This is a genomic window from Pseudomonas gingeri (assembly GCF_013385425.1).
GTDB classification, from domain to species: Bacteria; Pseudomonadota; Gammaproteobacteria; order Pseudomonadales; family Pseudomonadaceae; genus Aquipseudomonas; species Aquipseudomonas gingeri_D.
This window is the reverse complement of the sequence record NZ_JACAQA010000010.1, coordinates 235,636-251,572: the sequence shown is the minus strand read 5'-3', so window position 1 is coordinate 251,572 and position 15,937 is coordinate 235,636. Positions and strand designations below refer to the sequence as shown.

At 62.8% G+C, this 15,937-nt stretch carries 12 protein-coding genes and 2 pseudogenes; 6 read left to right on the top strand and 8 right to left on the bottom strand.

All coding sequences use genetic code 11. The features are described from left to right. Positions 1-178 precede the first annotated feature (178 nt). From HX830_RS16350 to HX830_RS16340, 3 genes and pseudogenes are all read right to left on the bottom strand, one after another. A pseudogene (locus HX830_RS16350) lies at positions 179-1,856 on the bottom strand (acid phosphatase). A 163-nt stretch (positions 1,857-2,019) separates the two neighbouring features. Beyond that, a complete protein-coding gene (locus tag HX830_RS16345) occupies positions 2,020-2,706 on the bottom strand; it encodes an autoinducer binding domain-containing protein (RefSeq protein WP_177101214.1) in 687 nt (228 codons plus the stop codon). A gap of 281 nt (positions 2,707-2,987) precedes the next feature. Further along, positions 2,988-4,406: a short-chain fatty acid transporter gene (locus tag HX830_RS16340; RefSeq protein ID WP_152740110.1), complete on the bottom strand. Its 1,419-nt coding sequence runs from the start codon at positions 4,404-4,406 to the stop codon at positions 2,988-2,990. Positions 4,407-4,662: 256 nt separating this feature from the next. Here HX830_RS16340 and HX830_RS16335 point away from each other — a divergent pair, with 256 nt between their 5' ends. Beyond that, entirely contained in the window at positions 4,663-5,976 is a 1,314-nt protein-coding gene (locus tag HX830_RS16335) for an MFS transporter (protein WP_177101212.1), read from the top strand. Positions 5,977-6,006: 30 nt separating this feature from the next. Here the strand turns inward: HX830_RS16335 and HX830_RS16330 are convergent, their stop codons facing one another. From HX830_RS16330 to HX830_RS16320, 3 genes are read right to left on the bottom strand one after another with little or no spacing between them, the layout of a single operon-like run. After that, positions 6,007-7,035 carry an SIS domain-containing protein gene (locus HX830_RS16330; RefSeq protein ID WP_177101210.1) on the bottom strand — a complete coding sequence of 343 codons (1,029 nt, stop codon included), beginning with the start codon at positions 7,033-7,035 and terminating at the stop codon, positions 6,007-6,009. 22 nt (positions 7,036-7,057) lie between these two features. Then, positions 7,058-8,059: an ROK family protein gene (locus HX830_RS16325; protein ID WP_177101208.1), complete on the bottom strand. Its 1,002-nt coding sequence runs from the start codon at positions 8,057-8,059 to the stop codon at positions 7,058-7,060. Continuing rightward, the gene (locus HX830_RS16320) at positions 8,040-9,476 is read right to left on the bottom strand and encodes an APC family permease (protein ID WP_177101206.1); all 1,437 of its coding nucleotides are present in this window, start codon (positions 9,474-9,476) and stop codon (positions 8,040-8,042) included. The genes HX830_RS16325 and HX830_RS16320 overlap by 20 nt, the downstream gene beginning before the upstream one ends. A 205-nt stretch (positions 9,477-9,681) precedes the next feature. Here HX830_RS16320 and HX830_RS16315 point away from each other — a divergent pair, with 205 nt between their 5' ends. Then, positions 9,682-10,884: an ROK family transcriptional regulator gene (locus tag HX830_RS16315; protein ID WP_177101203.1), complete on the top strand. Its 1,203-nt coding sequence runs from the start codon at positions 9,682-9,684 to the stop codon at positions 10,882-10,884. A gap of 50 nt (positions 10,885-10,934) precedes the next feature. On the opposite strand, the gene HX830_RS16310 is transcribed toward HX830_RS16315, so the two are convergent. Then, the gene (locus tag HX830_RS16310; RefSeq protein WP_103497546.1) at positions 10,935-11,159 is read right to left on the bottom strand and encodes a DUF6555 family protein; all 225 of its coding nucleotides are present in this window, start codon (positions 11,157-11,159) and stop codon (positions 10,935-10,937) included. A gap of 189 nt (positions 11,160-11,348) precedes the next feature. Here HX830_RS16310 and HX830_RS32525 point away from each other — a divergent pair. Together HX830_RS32525 and HX830_RS32520 are read left to right on the top strand one after the other, a co-directional pair. Continuing rightward, positions 11,349-12,125, top strand: a pseudogene (locus tag HX830_RS32525) (PAS domain-containing protein); the annotation flags it as partial. A 108-nt stretch (positions 12,126-12,233) separates the two neighbouring features. Next, a complete protein-coding gene (locus tag HX830_RS32520) occupies positions 12,234-12,665 on the top strand; it encodes a methyl-accepting chemotaxis protein (protein WP_247263315.1) in 432 nt (143 codons plus the stop codon). On the opposite strand, the gene HX830_RS16300 is transcribed toward HX830_RS32520, so the two are convergent. Further along, entirely contained in the window at positions 12,658-13,137 is a 480-nt protein-coding gene (locus HX830_RS16300; protein ID WP_103497544.1) for a RidA family protein, read from the bottom strand. The genes HX830_RS32520 and HX830_RS16300 overlap by 8 nt on opposite strands. A gap of 135 nt (positions 13,138-13,272) precedes the next feature. Between HX830_RS16300 and HX830_RS16295 the strand changes: the two genes are divergently transcribed. After that, on the top strand, positions 13,273-14,904 hold the full coding sequence (locus HX830_RS16295) for a sensor domain-containing diguanylate cyclase (protein ID WP_177101199.1): 1,632 nt from the start codon (positions 13,273-13,275) through the stop codon (positions 14,902-14,904). A gap of 74 nt (positions 14,905-14,978) precedes the next feature. After that, positions 14,979-15,848, top strand: a complete 870-nt coding sequence (locus tag HX830_RS16290; RefSeq protein WP_103497542.1) for a Dyp-type peroxidase — start codon at positions 14,979-14,981, stop codon at positions 15,846-15,848. Positions 15,849-15,937 lie beyond the last annotated feature (89 nt).

Here is a 15,937-nt window from a genome sequence, read left to right as displayed (position 1 = left end):
AAAATTCTGAAACAGAATACTAGCGGGCAAGGATATTACCGGAGTACGGAGGGGGTAAAGCGGATAGTGGCTCTGGGCTATTATTTGGTCGGCGCCGATACATGAGCGAACCTGCAGAAGCCGGCTTCTACGGGGGGCGAGAAGAGGAGCCAGCTACTGGCTCCTCCGCGTGCCTGTCTCAGACGGTAAATCGTAGCGCGTTGGTCAGATCGCCCATCGGCTTCTGGCCGCGGGCGACCATTGCGTCATCACGCTGCTTGAGACCGTCGAGCTTCTCCAGCTGGAACACCCGGGTGATCAAGCGCAGGATCGAGGCGGTGTCATACACCGTGTGATCCACCGTGCCCTTGCGGGCGAAAGGCGAGACCACCAGGGCCGGAACCCGTGTGCCCGGCCCCCAGCGATCGCCTTGCGGTGGCGCCACGTGGTCCCACCAGCCGCCGTTTTCATCGACGGTGACGATCACCACCATGTTTTTCCATTGCGGGCTTTCTTGCAGTACTTTCAGGATACGGTCGATATGCCGGTCGCCGGACGCCACGTCGGCGTAACCGGCGTGCATGTTCAGGTTGCCCTGGGGCTTGTAGAAGGTCACCGCTGGCAACTTGCCGGCCTGGGCATCGGCGAGGAATTTGTTGCTGCTCGGATCCTCACCCAGTCCGCCATCGCGCAGGCGCTTGGCGCGCTCGCCAGGGTTTTCCGGACCCTGCTGCTTGAAGTAGTTGAACGGCTGGTGGTGGTACTGGAAATTCGGGATCTTCGGAATGCCGGCCGAGTCCTTGAACTGGTCCAGGGTGACCTGCCAGGCACCGGCGTACCAGGCCCAGTCGACGTTCTTCTTCGATAGCTTGTCGCCGATGTGTTCGTGGCCCTGGGGCACCAGTACCGTGGGCAAGCCCGGCTTGGCATAGTCCGGATGATCGGGGTCGCGGATCCAGGTCGGCCAGTAAGGCGGGGCCATGGTGTTCACCGCGTAGCCGTCTGGAGTCAACGCACTGGGGCCGAACTGCGGCGCGCCGGTCATGGCGCTGGCCGGGGATTTCTCCAGGGGTTTGAGGCGCGTGCCGAGCGGGTCGTCACTCTGCAGCGTGGCGATCTGCGGCTTGGCCACCGAGTTGGCGGCGTCCGGGTAGAAGGGCACGGTCGCGCTGATCAGGTATTGGTGGTTGAGGAAAGAACCACCGAAGGCACCCTGGAAGAAGTTGTCGCAGAGCACGAATTCCTTCGCCACGTCCCACAGGCGCAACGAGTAACGGTTCTGGGCGTAGTGACCCATGGTCAGGCCGCCGGAGTCGGCCCAGGCGACGAACTGGTCGTTCTTGCCGCCGTTGATCTGCATCTGGTTCTGGTAGAACACGTGCCACAGGTCGCGGGTGACCAGGCTCAGGGGCAGGTCCTCGCCGTTCGGGCCCTTGAGGGCGTACGGAGCGTTGGGCAGGTTCTGCTGGAACTGGGTTTCCGCGGGGTAGGTCACGCCGTCGACGCTTTGCGGGCCGATCTGCAGCACACCGCCCCAGGCCGGCGGCAGGGTCTGCAGCAGGCTGCCATCACGGTCGCGTTGCTGGTAGTCCGCCGCCGCAAGGGCTGACAAGGGTTTCTCGAGGCCGGGAAAGTCGGCGAACAGGTTATTGAAGCTGCGGTTCTCGGCGTAGATCACCACCACGGTTTTCACCTGGTCGTGCAGCGCCTTGTCCAGCTCGGCGCCCGACAGCTCGCGGGTGTCCGGCTTGCCGGGTTCGCTCGGGGAACCGCAGGCGGTCAGCGTCGNNACCACCGAGAAAGCGGCGACGACTGGTGTCGGTGGGGTTATCGTTTTCGGGCGCTTGCGACTGGTCGAGGTCTTTCTCGTCACTCATCCTGGGTTCCTGCTGGCTGGGTTTGACGTATCAAAATATTTCGCATCGAAACTTAGCAATGCAATATGACGGAACAGCGACAGATCCATTCTGCCGCCGGGCAGTATGCCAATTGTCGAGGGGGATGGGGCAGGGATTGCGTGACGGAATTTTGCCGGGGGCCTTACAGGGCCCCGGACTGAATCGCCGCGACCATCGCCGCGACTTTGTTGGTGGTGCCGGTCTTGGTGATCGCGTTGGCGATATGGAAGTTCACCGTGCGCACGTTGAGCTCAAGCAACCGGGCGATTTCCGGTGCTGTCTTGCCTTCGCCCGACCACTTCAATACCTCGACTTCCCGAGGAGACAGCAGATACGTGGGCGTGCTGGACAGGTCGCGGATGGCTGCTGAATGCAGGACATTGCACAGCCACAGAATATGCCCGGCTTTTTGGTAGAACTCGCGGCGATCGATTTCGCCCTTGGGGCGGGCGACGCACAGAATGCTCTGAGGGCCCTGAACATGCTGTACCGTCTGTGACCAGCCATGACGCATGCCAAACGATTGCTTTTGGGTCCAGAACGCTGGGTCCTTGGCAAAAATTTCCGGCGACCAGAGCACTGGCATATGGGAATGCCGGGCACGGGTCAGCACCGGGTCGATCACGTAGAGGTTGTGGTCCTGATAGTACTGGTTCCACTCCTCGGGATAGTTGTTCTTTATCCAGGGGGAGGCACCGGGGTTCAGTCTGATATAGCGGTAATAGGGGTAGCCTAGTTGCCTGACCAGACCGGGCAAGAGCTCGAACAATTCCTGCTCTTCTTGCGCCGAACCCAGAAGCCGCAATTGCTCTTCTTTCCATTGGTCCATGATTCATCCACCTTGAAGCACGACGGGTGGGGCGGGGCACGCTCGGAAAAAACGTGATGGTACGATCGTGCCGGTTTGTCCGGACAGCGTAATACATGACGCGGATCACTGACTCGTGGAATTTGCGTTCTTGCGTACTTATTCAGCATCAATTCAGCATTGTTGCAATTAGCGTCGTCGTTTTTGAAATTGTCACTTACTTGTTACTTTACTTGGGGGCGGCGAGCCACAAGAGCGCGGATAACAGCGCTCTTGCAGCGGCTTGTAGTTTGTAGCAACCGCTATGGCATGACGGGTGCGTTGTAGGCCAGGGTGGTCCCCAGCGCCCACAGCAGGAACAGCACCAACGGTGCGTGCACCAGGAGTTGCACGAAGGAGAAGCCGATCAGGTCCCGCGCCTTCAATCCCAGCACGCCCAGCAGCGGCAGCATGTAGAAGGGGTTGATCAGGTTCGGCAGCGCCTCGGCCGCGTTGTAGATCTGGACTGCCCAGCCCAGGTGGTATTTCAGGTCATTGGCCACCTGCATCACATAGGGCGCCTCGATGATCCATTTGCCGCCACCGGAGGGAATAAAGAAGCCGAGCACCGCCGAGTACACCCCCATCAGCAACGCGTAGGTATCGTGCGAAGCGATCTGGGTAAAGAAGGTCGAGATGTGGTGGGCCAGGGTCAGCGCGTCGCCGCCCTTGACCGTGGTCATCAGCGCCGCGATGGAACCGTACAGCGGGAACTGGATCAGCACGCCGGTAGTGGTCGGCACGGCACGGGCCACGGCGTCGAGAAAACTGCGCGGGCGCCAATGCAGCAGCGCACCGGCCATCAGGAACAGGAAGTTGTAGGTGTTCAGCCCGGAAATGGCGCTGATCGCCGGTTTGGTCGAGAACTCATGGAACAGCCAGCCGGCGGCCAGCAAGGCCAGCAGAATGATCAGCAGCGGGCTGTATTCCAGCCATTCGCCGGGGCGCGAGCGCTGGCTCAGCGGTGGCAGGTTGAAGCTCGGATCGACGCCGCAGGCCTTGGCGTCCCGGGCCGAGTCGGGGCCCGGTGCGGTGGCGTAGGCGATCACCAGCGAGACCACGATCAGCGCCAGCAAGAGTACGCCGGACTGCCAGAGAAAGATGGTCTGGGTGAACGGAATCATCCCGGTGATCGACAGGATCGACGGTGGCAGGCTGGCCGGGTTGGCCTGCAACTGGGCGGCGGACGACGACAGCCCCAGGGCCCAGACGGCGCCCAGGCCCAGGTAGGCGGCGGCACCGGCGGCGCGGTAGTCCATGCGCAGATCGGTGCGGCGCGCGAGGGCGCGGACCAGCAAGCCGCCGAAGACCAGGGACAGCCCCCAGTTCAGCAGCGAGGCGACCATGGAAATCAGGGCGACCCAGGCCACCGCCGAACGGCCGTTCTTCGGGATCCGGGCCAGGCGGTCGATCAGCTTCACCGCCGGTGGCGAACTGGCGACCACATAACCGCCGATCACCACGAAGGCCATCTGCATGGTGAAGGGGATCAGGCTCCAGAAGCCGTCGCCGAAGGCCATCGCGGCTTCGCTCGGCTTCGCGCCGATGGCCAGGGTGGCCAGGGCGACGACGATCACCGCCAGTGCGGCAAACACCCAGGAGTCGGGAAACCAGCGTTCGGCCCAGTTCGAGCAGAGCAGGGCAAAGCGGGCGTAGCGGCTGGTTTCTATAGCAGCGGCCATGGAGAGGTCCTCTTGTTCTTGGTCTTATTAGGGAGCTACAGGCGAAGCTCCGGGAGCGCAATCTGTAAGCAGGTGCCCACGATAAATCAATCCGGGAAGATTTTCTGACTCTCTTTGGTAGCAGAGTGATATTGCCCCCTGACGGGTATCCGCGATGTCGTCCCAATGCCCTTGGCAAACTCAGGTATCCTCCGATTTTTGCAGCGGCCGGCAAACCGGCCGATGCGGTACCTGAATACGTTGCCAGGATGTTTTCATGACTGCCGATCACATTCCGCACGCCCGTCGTTTTGCCCGGTCCGATTACAAGACCCTGGGCCTGGCGGCGTTGGGCGGTGCGCTGGAAATCTACGATTTCATTATTTTCATGTTCTTCGCGCTGACCCTCAGCGAGTTGTTCTTCCCCCCGCAAATGCCCGAATGGTTGCGCTTGCTGCAAAGCTTCGGAATTTTCGTCACCGGTTATCTGGCTCGCCCGCTGGGCGGCATCCTGATGGCGCACTTCGCCGACCGCCTGGGGCGCAAGCGGGTCTTCAGCCTGAGCATCCTGATGATGGCCCTGCCGTGCCTGCTGATCGGGATCATGCCGACCTATGCCCAGATCGGTTACTGGGCGCCGCTGCTGCTGTTATTGCTGCGGGTGTTGCAAGGCGCGGCGGTGGGCGGCGAGGTGCCGAGTGCCTGGGTCTTTGTTGCCGAGCACGCGCCAGCCGGGCACCGCGGTTATGCCCTGGGGGTTTTGCAGGCCGGGTTGACCTTCGGTTATCTGCTGGGCGCCTTGACCGCGACCGCCCTGGCACGGATCTACAGCCCCGGCGAAATCCTCGATTTCGCCTGGCGCTTTCCGTTCCTGCTGGGTGGGGTGTTCGGCGTGATCGGTGTCTGGCTGCGTCGCTGGCTCAGCGAAACCCCGGTGTTCATGGCCTTGCAGGCGCGTCGTGAAGAAGGCGAGGAGGTGCCGTTGCAGGCGGTCCTGCGCACTCACCGTCGGGCGATCCTGCCGGCGATGCTGCTGACCTGTGTCCTGACCTCGGCGGTGGTGGTGCTGGTGGTGGTCACGCCGACCGTGATGCAGAAAGTTTTCGGTATGAGCGCCAGCCATACATTCGCCCTCAGCAGCCTGGGGATCGTGTTCCTGAACATCGGCTGTGTCCTGGCCGGCCGGCTGGTGGACCGGATCGGTGCCTGGCGCGCGGTGCTGTTCTACAGCGCCTTGCTGCCGTTGGGCATCGCGCTGCTCTATAGCTGCCTGATCCATGGCGCTGAATGGATTGGCCTGGCCTATGCCCTGGCGGGCCTGGCCTGTGGTGTTGTAGGGGCGGTGCCTTCAGTGATGGTGGGATTGTTCCCGGCGCGCATCCGGGTCTCCGGTATTTCCTTTACCTACAATATCGCCTACGCACTCTGGGCCAGCACCACGCCGCTGTTGCTGATCGGCCTGATGCCCTGGAGTCCTTGGGTCTGCGTCGGTTATTGCGCGGTGATGGGCGGCGTCGGTGTGCTGATCGCGTTGTACTTCGGGCCGCGTGCCTCTGCGACGGCCGAGGCTTCGAGCGTTCGCGGCTGTTGAGCCGCGTCCGTCCCTGGCGGCTTTGCGCAGTCAGCGCGTCTCGGTCACCTTCTTGAGGAAGCGTGGCTGATCGGGATTGCGTCCACGCAACTCGGCCAGTCTGGCGGCCATCAGGTAAAACCCCTGGATCATGGTGAATGGCTCCAGCAACGGGTGGGCCGTCGGCACGCTGACCAGGTTGGCGCCGGGCGTTCCTCGTGGCGCCACCAGCAAGACCCGGGCGCCGCGCTGGCGCATGTCCTCGGCGAACGCCAGGGTGCCGGCCTGCTCGGGCCCGGACGGGGCGAAGAGCAGGACCGGATAACCGGCCTCGATGATTTCCATCGGTCCGTGGCGGACCTCGGCACTGGAAAAGGCTTCGGCCTGGATCCCCGAGGTTTCCTTGAGTTTCAGCGCTGCTTCCTGGGCGATGGGCAGCGCCGGGCCGCGTCCGATCACTACCATCTTGTCGACCGGGCGCAAAACCTCAAGGGCCAGCGACCAGTCCTCGTCGACCGCCCGCGCCAGGGCGGCGGGCAAGCCTTGCAGGGCGACGCCGAGGCCATTGTCCTGCCCCAGCCTGGCGCTCAGCGCCGCCACGGTCTGCACCCCGGCCATCAACATGGCGACATAGCTTTTGGTTGCGGCCACGCTCTGTTCCAGCCCGGCCGGAAGCAGCACCTCGGCATCGCTGGCGGCGGCCAATGGCGACTCGGCGGTGTTGACGAACGCCGCCACGCGGGCCCCCAGTTGTTTCAGGTAGTTCACGCTGGCGATCAGGTCCGGGCTCTTGCCCGATTGGGACAGGGCGGCCACCCAGCAGTGTTTCAGGCGCAGTGGCGGCTGTTGCAGGCTCACCAGTGACAGTGGAATCGACAGCCAGGGAATCCCCACCTGACTCATCATGGCATAGCCGAAGTAAGCGGCCGCATGATCGGAGCTGCCACGGGCGACGCTGATGATCAGCTCCGGCGGCGCGGCGGCCAGTTGTTCGCCGAGGGCGACGATGGCACGGTCGTCGTCGAGCATGCGTTGCATGACGGCGGGTATCGACAGGGTTTCCTGGAGCATCAGTGACATAACGTAAATACCTGGATGTCCGTCAGCCCCGTGGGCTGTCGGGTACGCAAAGAAGATCGCCGGGAATGAAGCTCAGGCCGGCGGCGTCCATGGCCATGCTCAAGGCGCCCCACAGCGGCGCGTCATGGGTAAAGTGGGCGGCGACAATCTCCGGAGGGAAGGGCACCACCTGGCCGATCAGTTGTTTCAGTGCCGGTGCCAGGGTCGAGGCCTGGTGAAACAGCCCGCCGCCGATGGCGATGCGCTCGACATCGAGGGCCACGGCGAGATTGCTGACCTGCACCGCCATGCCGGCGATACGCCGTTCCAGCACCTGGCGAACCGTCAGGTCACGGCTGGCAAACAGGTCCAGGGCGCGGTGGCCCGGCCCGAGCATTTCCGTGGCCAGGCGGGTCAGCGCGGCGCCCGAGAAAAACTCTTCCAGTGGCGCGGCACCTTGTGCGTGGGTCCGCCACAGCTCGGGGTACATCGGGTCGAGAAAGGGCTCCAGCATGTAGCCGATTTCCATGGCCGCGCCGTTCTGCCCGCGAATCAAACGGCCATTGGCGATGGCCGCCGCCGCCAGGCCGGTGCCCAGGTTGAGGTAGATGGCGTTGTCGATGCCCGCCAGCGCTCCCCAGCGGGCCTCGGCCAGCGCGCCGGCCTTGACGTCGTTGTCGAGCATCACGGCTTGGGTGTCCAGGCCTTCGCCCAGCAACGACGGCAGGTCGAGTTCTTCGAACCCCGGCGTGTTCGGTGCCATCAACAGGCTGCGACCACGCACGACCCCGGGGAACACCGCGGCCACGCTGGCCACCCGTGAGGTACCAAAGTCGCCGACACAGGCGCGTGCCGCCGCGAGGATGCGCTCGAAGGCCGGTACGCCACGGGCGCCGTCGGCATGGGTGGTCAGCCTGCGGGTGCTCAGGTGCTGGCTGACCGGGTCGTAGCAGGCGATCTGGGTCTTGGTGCCGCCGACGTCGATCGCCAGCAGCACACCTTGGGTGGACGCCGTGGCGTCCGGGTTATTCAACGGCTCGTGCATCGTGGGTATCGCTTGTCTTGTTGAAGGGCCAGAGTTGTTGCACCCGCGCCCAGAACAGGTAGGCCACGCAACCGACCGCGACCCACACCAGCGACCACTGGATCGGGTAGGCGCCAGGCGCGTTGTGGTTGGACGCCAGGTAAATGTAGACCCAGCCGAGCAGGGCGATCACCGCCGGCACCGGGTACAGCCACATGGTGTAGGGACGGCTCAGGTGCGGCTTGGTCTTGCGCAGCACGAACAGTGAAATGATCTGCGCCACCGACTGCACCAGGATCATCACCGTGGTCAGCAACTGGATCAGGGTAGTGAGGTCGGTCAGGCGTCCGATCATGAAACCGCCGGAGGTCAGCACGCCCATGCTCAGGATGCCGTAGACCGGGAAGTCGTGCTTGGGGTGGGTGACGCTGAAGGCGTTGAAGAACACCTTGTCCTTCGCCGCTTCGAACGGTACCCGCGAACCACCGAGCAGGCCGGCGAACACCGAGGCCACGGCGGTGATCAGGATCAGCACGGTGACCACGGCCGCGGCGGTATCGCCCCAGGTTTCACTGAGCAGCACCGAGGCTACGGAGTTGTAGGCCGCCGACTTCTGGTCGAGCATGCGGTGCCAGTCCACCACCCCGAGCACGCCGACCTGCATCAACAGGTAGATCACCAGCATGCCGAGCACCGACCAGACGATCGACTTGGGGATCACCCGGCCCGGTTGTTCGACTTCCCCGGCCAGGTAGGCCGAGGTGTTGTAGCCCAGGTAGTCGTAGATGCCGATGGTCAGGCCACCGGCCATGCCGAGCCAGAAACTGCTGTCGCCGAGGTTGAAGGCGCCCTCGGGAAAGCTGAAGGCCAGTTCCGGATGGAAGTGCGAAAAGGCCGCGGCGATCAGCGCCGCGATACTCGCCAGCATGATCACCCAGAGCACGATGCTCAGGCGGGCGATGGATTCGATCTTGCGCCAGAGCAGCACGATGATCAGCCAGATCAGCACCAGGCCGATGAGGTTGCCGGTGGTCTGGCTCATGTCCGGCCAGAACCAGGTCAGGTACTGCACGAAGCCGATGATCCCGGTGGACATGATCAGCGGGATAAACAGCATTGCGGTCCACACGAACAGGAACGGCAACAGCTTGCCGGTGCGTTTGCCGAAGGCTTCGCGCAGGTAGACGTAGGTACCACCGGCGCCGGGCAGCGAAGCGCCGAGCTCGGCCCAGACCAGGCCGTCGCACAGGGCCAGCAGCGCGCCGAGGATCCAGCCCAGGTAAGCCTGCGGGCCGCCCATGATGACGATCATGGTGGGAATGGTGATGAACGGGCCGACGCCGCACATCTGGCTCATGTTGATGGCCGTGGCGGGAAACAGACTGATCTTGCGTTTGCTGCCGGACGAGCTCTGCCCGGGGGGATTGGAGATGCTCATGCTGTGACGTCCTCTTGCGCGAGTAACCGAAGGTGGCGGCAGGTAGCGAAGGTGCTGCGTGCCGGCGACGCCTTGCAGCGACTCGGTATCGTTATTGTTATGGGTTGCGGGCGCCTGGGACAGCGGCGACCTGACGAATAGAAAAGCACGTCACGAGTATTAATTCAACTTGATTTAATTAATTGGCAGCGCCGATCATTCGCCGATGAAAAGTCTCCAGAACACCCGCACGGTGACCACCGGCACCAACGCTGAACACGCTCGCCTGCACAACCGCCGGGTGATCCTCGAAGCCATTCGCCTGGGCGGACGCCTGACCCGTGCCGACCTGACGCGACTGACCTCGCTGACGGCGCAGACGGTGTCGAATATCGTCGCCGAGTTGCAAGAGGAGGGGATGCTGCTGGTGCACGCGGCCGAGAAGATCGGTCGTGGCCAGCCGCCGGTGCCGTTGTCGATCAATCCGGAGGGTGGCTTTTCCCTCGGCTTTCACGTGGCGCAGCACTCGATCATCGGCGTGATGCTCGACCTGTTGGGCAACACCTGCGCCCAAGTCACCCTGACGGTGAACTACCCCAGCTTCGAAGAGGCTTTGCCGCTGATTCTCGAGACGGTAACGGCGTTTCGCGGGCAACTGCCCCACGGACGCTTCCTCGGCGTCGGCGTGGCTCTGCCGGGACCGTTCAGTGTCGAGGGCATGACCGCGGTGGGGCCGACCGCGATGTCCGGTTGGGACGAGCCTGATATTGCCCTGCGCCTGCAACAGGCCGTCGGCCTGCCGGTGCTGCTGGAAAACGATGCCACGGCGGCGACCATGGGCGAGCGCCTGCACGGCATTGCCAGCGACCTGCAGCACTTCGTCCACCTGTTTATCGGCAGCGGCCTGGGGGCCGGCTTGTACCTGGGTAACCGCTTGTATTCCGGGCACTGGCACAACGCCGGGGAAATCGGCCACATGACTGTGGTGCCCGGCGGCAAGGTCTGTCATTGCGGCAACCACGGTTGCCTGGAGCGCTACATCTCCATTGCTGCCTTGCTCGAGCACCTGGGCCAGCGTGCCGACCAGGACATCAGCACCTGGGACATGAGCGAGCCGCGCTTTGCCGCTGGTGTCCAGGCCTGGCTCGACGAGGCGGTGCCGGCCTTGCGCCAGGCGATCAATATCCTCGAGTCGCTGCTCGATCCGCAGACCATCCTGATCAGTGGTTTCCTGCCGCCCGCGATCATGAATCGGCTGGTGGAGGGGCTGGAACCGTTGAGCCGTTCCATCAGCAGTCGTCGCGACCGCGAGTACCCACGTCTGCAACTCGGTACCGCCGGGCACGACGCGGTGGCGCTGGGGGCGGCGGCCTTGATGATCCTGGCGGAAATCAGTCCGGACTATGAGGCATTGCTCAAGCCGGAATAAGGGCGCGGGCAGGGGCAACAAACGGCCCCCGGCCACGCAGCGGGAATGTTTCAGGCCTGGCGCCAGCTCACCGCGTCGATGCCGAATTTCTCGGCCATGGGTTTGCTGGTTTTCTTCACCCGTTCGCGACCGAACTTGCCGATGCGGCCCACGCCGGCATCACAACTGGCCCAGTGCCAGGCCTCGGCATTGTCCATGTGCTCCAAGCGAATCACGAAAGACTTGGGCGTGCCATTAAGGGTGTAGTCGATAACGAAAAGCTTTGCCGTGCTCATAAACCTGGGAATCCTCCTGGGGATACGTCCTTGTCGTTCTAAAGTGATCCCGGGGGGCGGAAAAAATTCAGTCGAATTGTTCGCTGGCCGCTCGCTGGAAATAACCCGGAATCCGCCTTCAGAAAAAACTGCCCTAGCCGATGCCAATGACTGATTACCCGCGCTTTCATTTGCCCATCGGTGCCACCCATGTTTAACAAAGGCTTGAAGCAGGAGCTCTCGGCTCTTCGCGAAGAACTCTCCAGCGTCCAGCAAGTCAAGGATAGCCTGGAGCAGGAAATGCTTGTGCTGACCCTGGACCCCGACGGTCGCATCGAATCGGCCAACCAGAATTTCATCCAGGAAATGCTCTACCCGAGCACGTCGCTGGTGGGGCGCAGCCTGGATGAGTTCGTGCCGGACTATCTCAAGCATTCTGACTTTCAGCAGCGTTTCAAGAATGCCTTGACCCGGGGCGAGCATTTCAGCGGTGCGGTGCGCTTGCTGCGCGGCAATGGCCAGGAAGCCTGGCTGCGTTCGATCCTGCAGCCGATTCGTGATTCCCTGGGACGTATCCGCAGTTTTTCGATTTACTCCAACGATCTGACCCGCACCATCGAATCGTCACGCGAGCACGAAAACCTGATCGGTGCGCTGTTGCGTTCCACCGCGGTGATCGAGTTCAACCTGGCCGGTGAAGTGCTCACCGCCAACGACCGCTTCCTCAATGCCATGGGCTACAGCCTGCCGCAGATCCAGGGCAAGCATCACCGTGTCTTCTGCGAGCCGGCTGAATCCAGCAGCGCCGAATACCAGGCGTTCTGGAAGCGCCTGAATGCCGGTGAGTTCGTCGCCGGTCGCTTCAAGCGGGTCGACAGCCATGGTCGCGAGGTCTGGCTGGAGGCGTCCTATAACCCGGTCCTCGATGCCAACGAAAAGCTCTACAAAGTGGTCAAGTTCGCCACCGTGATCACCGCCCAGGTGAACCAGGAGAAGGCGGTGGCCGAGGCGGCGAACATTGCCTACAGCACTTCGTTGCAGACCGACAGCACCGCCCAGCGCGGAACCACCGTGGTGACCCAGGCGGTGGAGGTGATGCGTGATCTGGCCGCGCACATGCAAACCGCCAGCGACGGCATCGAAGCCTTGAATGCGCAGTCCCAGGTGATCGGCACCATCGTCAAGACCATCAGCGGCATTGCCGAGCAGACCAACCTGCTGGCGCTCAACGCGGCCATCGAGGCGGCGCGCGCGGGTGAGCAGGGTCGTGGGTTTGCGGTGGTGGCCGACGAAGTGCGGCAGTTGGCCTCGCGTACCAGCCAGGCTACGGACGAGATCGTCGGTGTGGTCCGGCAGAACCAGGACATGGCGCGGGACGCGGTGTCGCTGATGAACAGCGGCAAGACCCAGGCCGAGGAAGGTCTTGCGCTGGCGGCAGAGGCTGGCACGGTGATCGTCGAGATCCAGGACGGCGCGCAGAAGGTGGTCAATGCGGTCGGGCAGTTCGCCAACCAGTTGTCTAGTTGAGCGCCACTACCATATCCACCTCGACCGAGGCGTTTTTCGGCAGTTGGTACACCCCGACCGAGGTACGTGTATGCACTCCGGCCTCGCCGAATACCGAATACAGTACCTCGGACGCCCCGTCGGCGACTTCACTCTGTTGAGTGAAGTCCGCCGCGCTCTGCACGTACACATTGATGCGCAGGACTTTCCTGATCCGTCCGAGGTCGCCGTCGAGCAGCTGGCGCAAAATCGCCAGGGCCCGCATGGTGCTGATCTGCGCCCCGTGCCGCGCCCGCTCCAGTGTGGTTTCGGCGCCCACTCGGCCCGTCACCATCACGGTATTATCGACGCGCGGAATCTGCCCGCTGACATAGACTTCAAGATCGTTCCGCACCGCCGGTACGTAGTTGCCGCCGATCTTCATTTCACCCTCGAAGCTGTAGCCGAGTTCCCGGGCGATGGCATCAAATGAGGCGTTTCTGGTGTCTGACATGGTCCAGCTCCTGATAAGTGATGTTCAGTGCATATGGGCTAAGCGCGATTCTGCCTACGCAAGGCTTTGCTATGGCGTGCGTGCAGCGTTGGGGAAAATAGCGAAAAGTGTAATGTCGTCGGTTACACTTCGATAATGTCAAAAAAACATCATGCCGTTTTGACCTTCGCCCGAATCTACAACAGCGTGTTGACCCGATTGCTGGTGTTGGCGCTGTGCATTGTCGTGTCTGGCGCTATCGTGCGCTATTACGTATTGACCCACTTCCTGCGCGAGGACCTGAGCGCCGTCGTGGAAGGCCAGCAACTGGCGTTGGCGACTTATGTCGCGCACGATGTCGACAGCAAGATTGTTCGGCGCAGGCTCTTGATCGAGCGCCTTGCGGCCAGCATGCCCCTCGACTTGTTGGCGCATCCTGAACAACTGCGCGGCTGGCTGAAGGACCGATCTCCCTACCAGGCCCTGATCTCGACCGATCTCTTTATCGTCGACGCCCGTGGCAAGCGGGTGGCGGGCGACCCCAATCAAGAAGCTTCGCCCGATAGCGATTATGCGGATCGTGATTATGTTCAGGCCGGGTTGGCCGGTAAGCCCTTTATCGGCCGGCCGATCGAGGGCCGGTCGAAGGCGGAACCGATGCTGCCGATCTCCGCGCCGATCATGAATGCAGAGGGCGAGGTACGGGGCGTCATCGTTGGCATGATGTCGCTCGCCGCCCCCGGGTTTCTTGATTCCTTGCTGCAGAGCCGCGGGGGAACGACAACGGGCGAGTTCCAGCTGGTTTTTCCGGAAAGTCGCCTGCAGATCGAATCTTCCACGCAGGGGATCGGTTTCAAGCCGGTATCGCGGCCGGGCCTCGATGCCCTGATGGACCAGGCCATGGCGGGGTTTCGCGGTACCGGGATCACGCTCAACGCCGAGGGCAAGGAAGAGCTCCGCGCCATGGTCTCCGTACCCAGCACGGGTTGGTTCATTGTGGCCAGCCTGCCTGGCCACGAGGCCTTTTCAACCGTTGAGCGAACCCAGCGTTTCCTGATCAGGGGGGCCATCGCCTCGATTTTTCTGTTCGGCATTATCTGTTCCATCGTGCTGTATTTTTTCTTTCGTCCGTTGTTCCATGCCGCTGCCCAGGCGGACTGCATGACCCGAGACGAACTGCCCCATGCGCCCCTGCCGGTGGTGCGTAACGATGAAGTCGGTCACTTGATCTCGGCGTTCAATCGCCTGTTGCTCAAGCTCAACGAGAAGCAGGCGGAGCTCGAGAAGATCGCCCATCACGACACCCTGACAGGCTTGCCCAACCGCCATCACCTCTCTGGCCGCTTGCGTCAGGTGTTGGCCCAGGCCCAGCGCAAAGGCACGCAGGTCGGCTTGTTGTTCATGGACCTTGATGGCTTCAAACGAATCAATGACACCCTCGGGCACGAGGCCGGTGACGAGGTCTTGCGTCAGGTGGCGAAGCGCTTTGGCGCGGTGGTGCGGCTGAGCGATACCCTGGCGCGCATCGGCGGTGATGAGTTCGTGATCCTGCTGAGCGAACTCGGGACCGATGCCGAAGACACCGTGAGTACCGTGGCCACCAAATGCATCGCGGCGCTGAGTACGCCCTTTCTGATTGCCGGCACGGTTTGCCAGGTGGGGGTCTCGATCGGTATCGCCCTGGGCAACGGCGAGAGTTCCGCCGATGCGTTGCTGCTGGCCGCTGATCGGGTCATGTACCAGGCCAAGAAAACCGGGCGCGGTCGTTATATGACACAGAAGCTCTGAGGGCGCCGTCGCTTCAGTCGCAAGCGTAGCGAGCGCAACAAAGGTAAACTCCGTGCTTTGCCAAAGGAGCTCCCATGAGTCACTACCAGCCCGGCATCCTTGCCAAGCCTGTGCCCTTGCAGGCACGCCACCTGTTTTTCGCCCTTGAATCCGCCGAAGCATTGCCGGCCGCACTCGACAATCTCACCCGGCTGGTGGACGTAAAGCATACCGTGGTCGGTTTTGGCGAGTCGTTGGTGCAGGCGCTGGGTGGCCATGTCCAAGGGTTGCGGGCCTTTCCCGTTATCACCGGCGTAGGTGTGGATAATCCGTCGACCCAGCATGCCCTGTGGTGCTGGTTACAGGGTGAAGATCGTGGCGATTTGCTGCTGCGCAGTCGTGCGCTGGAGCAGGCGCTGGCGCCGGCCCTGAAGTTGGTGCAGATGACCGAGGCCTTCCGCCACAAGAGCGGCCACGACCTGACCGGTTATGAAGACGGCACCGAGAACCCGGTGGACGAGGCCGCGGTGGCGGCGGGGATCGCCGCGGACGGTGGCAGCTTTGCCGCGATCCAGCAGTGGCAGCATGACCTGGATGGTTTCGCCGCGCTGCCCGCTCATGAGCAGGACAACATCATGGGGCGGCGCAAGAGCGACAATGAGGAGCTGGACGACGCACCGGAGTCCGCCCACGTCAAACGTACCGCCCAGGAGAGCTTTGCCCCGGAGGCCTTCGTGGTGCGCCGCTCGATGCCCTGGTCGAACGAGCAGGGTGCGGGCCTGATGTTCCTGGCATTCGGCCATTCTTTCGAAGCCTTCGAGGCGCAACTGCGGCGTATGAGCGGCCTGGACGATGGCATCGTCGACGGCTTGTATCGCTTCAGCCGGCCGATTACCGGCGGCTATTACTGGTGCCCGCCGTTGCGCGAAGGGCGCCTGGACCTGAGTGTGCTGAACGCCGCTTGAGCCGCTGCCCTGCCTGACCCACGCCCGATGCCAGTCATCGGGCGTTTTCCCCCGTATTTCTGGAAACCGGTTGTCCTATCCGGCCTCCG